The organism is Longimicrobium sp. (assembly GCF_036554565.1).
Lineage (GTDB): Bacteria > Gemmatimonadota > Gemmatimonadetes > Longimicrobiales > Longimicrobiaceae > Longimicrobium.
In genome coordinates, this window is the sequence record NZ_DATBNB010000473.1 from 1 (window position 1) to 4289 (window position 4289).

The following is a 4289-nucleotide window of genomic DNA, read 5'->3' on the forward strand; positions in this document are numbered from 1 at the left end:
GCCGACTCCGGATCCACGTAGAAGCCGCGGAAGCGCTCCGACGCGCCCCAATCGAACGTCCCCCCGTCGACGACCACGCCGCCGATGGCCGTGCCGTGCCCACCGATCCACTTCGTAGCCGAGTGTACGACGATGTCGGCGCCGTGCTCGATGGGGCGGCTGAGGAAGGGCGTGCCGAAGGTGTTGTCCACCACCAGCGGCACCCCGGCCGCGTGCGCCACGTCGGCGATGGCGCGGAAGTCGGGCACCTCCAGCTTGGGGTTGCCGATGGTCTCCACGTACACGGCCTTCGTGGTCTCGTCGATGGCGTCGGCGAACGCCTGCGGATCGTTGCCGTCCACGAAACGCGTGGTGATGCCCAGCCGGCCCAGCGTGTACTTGAGCAGCGTGAAGGTGCCGCCGTACAGCGCGGAGGAGGCGACGATGCTGTCGCCGGCCTGCGCCAGGTTGAGCAGCGCCAGCGTCTGCGCGCTCTGGCCGCTGCTGGTGGCCACGGCCGCCACGCCGCCCTCCAGCTCGGCGATGCGCCGCTCGAAGACGTCGGACGTGGGGTTCATGATGCGGGTGTAGATGTTCCCGAACTCTTTGAGCCCGAACAGGCTGGCCGCGTGGTCCGGCCCGTTGAACACGTACGACGTGGTGGCGTAGATGGGCACCGCCCGCGCGTTCGTGGCGGAATCGGCGCTCTCCTGCCCGGACTGCACGGCGCGCGTGCCCAGGCCCAGCTTGCGTTCTGCTTCGGTGGTGATGCTCATGTTCGTGTGATCCCTTCCGGATCTATGGGTACAAAAAAGCCCGGCCCTCTCCGTGAGTGGAGAGGGCCGGGCGGGTGGAATCGGTGTCCGGGGCTGTGCCCGGCGATCCTCGCGCTATCCGTGCGACCTGCGTGCACGTGCGCGCCCGTCCGTCTCTCCCGGGGGGAGGACGCACTGACACATGCACATGCACATCATCGCTACGGCGCGAATCGCCATCGTCTGCCCACGATCTTTCGTTCAGGTCACGCGCGGCACGATGCCGCCCGTCGAGCATGGCCCCCGAAGGGGCCTGGGTCAGGCGCGTATGTCATTCCGAAGGAGCGGCCACGCCCAGCCTGCCTCCGCCCGTCACCCGGCAGCGACTGAGGAATCCGCCACACACCTGCCGAAGCGCACCAAACCAGCCTCGTGGCGGATTCTTCAGTCGGCCCGGCTGAACCCGTACCGGGCCGCTACTGCCCGCCCGGGGCCTCCTTCAGAATGACAACGCGCGGGAGCGACGTTCGATCCACTCCCGTTCCAGCGTGAGTCCTACCGCTCCCAGGGCAGCTCGGCCTTGCCGAAGTGGCCGTAGTTGGTGGTCTTGCGGTAGATGGGCTGCAGCAGCTCCAGGCGCTGGATGATGGCGCCCGGCCGGAAGTCGAAGTTCTCGCGCACGTACTCGGCCGCCGCGCGGGCGTCGCCCGTGCCGAAGGTGTCGACCTTTACCGACACCGGCTGCGCCACGCCGATGGCGTACGCCACCTGCACCTCGGCGCGCTGGGCCAGCCCCGCCTTGACGATCTCGCGGGCCACGAAGCGGCAGAAGTACGCGCCGCTGCGGTCCACCTTGCTCGGGTCCTTGCCGCTGAACGCGCCGCCGCCGTGGCGCCCCATGCCGCCGTAGGTGTCGACGATGATCTTGCGCCCGGTGACGCCCGCGTCGGCCGAGGGGCCGCCCTGCACGAAGCTGCCCGTGGGGTTCACCATGATCCGCAGGTCGTCGTGGTACCAGTGGCCCAGCGCCTCGGGGATGATGGTGGTGGCCACCAGGTGGCGGATCTCGTCGCGCGACACGCCCGCGGCGTGCTGCGTGCTCACCAGCACGTCGGTGACGGCCACGGGGGTGTTGCCCTCGTAGACCACCGACACCTGCGTCTTGCTGTCGGGGCGAAGCCAGTCGACCGTCCCACCCTTGCGGTGCGTGGCCAGCGAGCGGGCCAGGCGGTGCGAGAGCAGGATGGGCAGCGGCATCAGCTCCGGCGTCTCCGCGGTCGCGTAGCCGAACATGATCCCCTGGTCGCCGGCGCCCTGCTCGCCGGACTCGCTGGTCTCCTCGTCCACGCCCTGGGCGATCTCGGCGGCCTGCGCCGAAAGGAAGGAGATGATCTTCACGGTATCGGCGTGGAACGGCTGGTCGGCATCCACGTAGCCGATCTCGCGGATGGCCTGGCGCACCACCTGCTCGTAGTCCACCTGCACGGACGAGGTGATCTCGCCGGCGAGCACCACGTTGTCTTCCTTGACCAGCACCTCGCACGCCACGCGGCTGGCAGGGTCCTGGGCCAGGTGGGCATCCAGGATGCTGTCGGCGATGAAGTCGCACACCTTGTCGGGGTGCCCCTCGGACACCGACTCGGAGGTAAAGGTATAGCTTACGGCGGCGGGCGCTTCGGTCTCGGTAACCACGGTGCTCATCGGCTCTCCTGCGGTAGAGCAGTGTTGGGGGATTGCGCAAAGGGCCCGCCATCCAGCCGGGCGGGCCCTCGCGACGCTTTAGGCGGATCTTCCGTTACGTGGCGGGCCCGCCAAGCTGTCTCTTCAAAGCGCCCGCCCCGCCCGCGCGCTGCCGCGCCAGGCCGGAATCCAGTGATCTCAAAAACGAAAGGGGGCCCTGAACGCGAATGCGCCGGGGCCCCCCGAGCGCTTTAGCACATTTATAACGCGGAGCAATCGCAACAACTCGCCGCGGCGCCCGTGAAGGCGCGACGGGATGATAGCCACGAACGGCCCATCGCGCAAGTGGCGGCGGCGAACGCGGCTCGATGCGGCCCGGGCCCGCGAAGCTGCGGCCCGGGCGGAACGCGGGCGGCCCTTCCGCGTATCTACCCCGCCGAAACGTTTCCGGTTAGTGTATCCGTCTGTCTGGACCCCGGCACCGGGTGCCGCGGGTAGATTGCCCGAACCCTGGGACACAATGCGCGATTCCCTGTTTTCCCGCACCGCCGCGCTGGTGCTTGCGACCGCCGCCGCCGGATGCGCCACCGTGCAGACCAACGAGACCATCCCCGAACCCGCCGCCCAGGCGGCCGTGCCCGGCGCCGCCGGCAACCCGCTGCTGGCCGAGTGGACGGGCCCGTACGGCGGCGTCCCGCCCTTTCACCAGGTGCGGGTGCAGGACTTCGAGCCGGCGCTGGAAGCGGCGATGGCGCAGCAGATGGCGGAAATCGACCGCATCGCCGCCAACCCCGCCGCGCCCACCTTCGAGAACACCCTCGCCGCGATGGAAAGCGCCGGGGCTGCGCTGGACCGGGTGAGCACCATCTACGGCGTGTGGAGCTCCACCATGAACGGCCCGGAGTTCCAGGCCGTGGAGCGCACCATGGCCCCGCGCCTGGCGGCGTTCAGCGACCGGATCACGCAGAACGAGGCGCTGTTCCGCCGCATCGAGGCGGTGTACAACTCGCCCCAGAAGTCCAGCTGGACGCCGGAGCAGCAGCGGCTGGCGTGGCGCTACTACACCAACTTCGTCCGCGCGGGCGCCCGGCTGGATGCCACCGCCAAGGCGCGCCTGTCGCAGATCAACCAGCGGCTGGCGGGGCTGTACACGAACTTCGGCCAGAACGTGCTGAAGGACGAGACCGACCAGTTCATCGTCCTGCGCGACACGGCAGAGCTGGCGGGGCTTCCGCAGTCCCTGCGCGACGCCGCCGCCGCCGCGGCCACCGCCCGCAGCATGCCGGGAGCCTGGCTGATCAACAACACGCGCTCGTCCATCGACCCGTTCCTCACCTACAGCACCCGCCGCGACCTGCGCGAACGGGCGTGGAAGATGTTCGTGAACCGGGGCGAAGAGGGCGCCACGGCCAACCACGAGATCATCCGCGAGATCCTGAAGCTGCGCGCCGAGCGGGCCAACCTGCTCGGCTACCCCACGCACGCGCACTGGCGGCTGGAGAACGCCATGGCCGCGACGCCCGAGCGCGCCATGCAGCTGATGGAGGCGGTGTGGACGCCGGCCGTGGCCCGCGTGCGCCAGGAAGTAGCCGACATGCAGGCCGTGGCCAACGCCGAGCGGGCCGGCATCACCATCGAGCCGTGGGACTACCGCTTCTACGCCGAGCGCGTCCGCACGGCGCGGTATGACCTGGACGCGAATGCGGTCAAGCCGTACCTGCAGCTCGAGCGGCTCCGCGAGGGGATGTTCTGGGTGGCCGGCGAGCTGTTCGGCTTCACCTTCACCCCCGTGACGGGCGTGCCCGTGTACCACGAGGACGTGCGTGTGTGGGAGGTGAAGGACCGGGCCAGCGGGCGGCACGTGGGGCTGTGGTA

3 protein-coding genes are annotated in these 4289 nt (G+C 69.6%); 1 reads left to right on the forward strand and 2 read right to left on the reverse strand.

The annotated features are described in order from the left end of the window. Both VIB55_RS12990 and metK read right to left on the reverse strand, forming a co-directional pair. A partial coding sequence (locus VIB55_RS12990; protein ID WP_331877077.1) for an aminotransferase class I/II-fold pyridoxal phosphate-dependent enzyme occupies positions 1-755 on the reverse strand: 755 nt, incomplete at its 3' end. Between the two features lie 534 nt (positions 756-1289). Further along, on the reverse strand, positions 1290-2435 hold the full coding sequence (gene metK / locus VIB55_RS12995) for a methionine adenosyltransferase (RefSeq protein ID WP_331877078.1): 1146 nt from the start codon (positions 2433-2435) through the stop codon (positions 1290-1292). A 499-nt stretch (positions 2436-2934) separates the two neighbouring features. Between metK and VIB55_RS13000 the strand changes: the two genes are divergently transcribed. Beyond that, positions 2935-4289 (forward strand): M3 family metallopeptidase (locus VIB55_RS13000; protein ID WP_331877079.1); only part of this gene is annotated, 1355 nt, incomplete at its 3' end.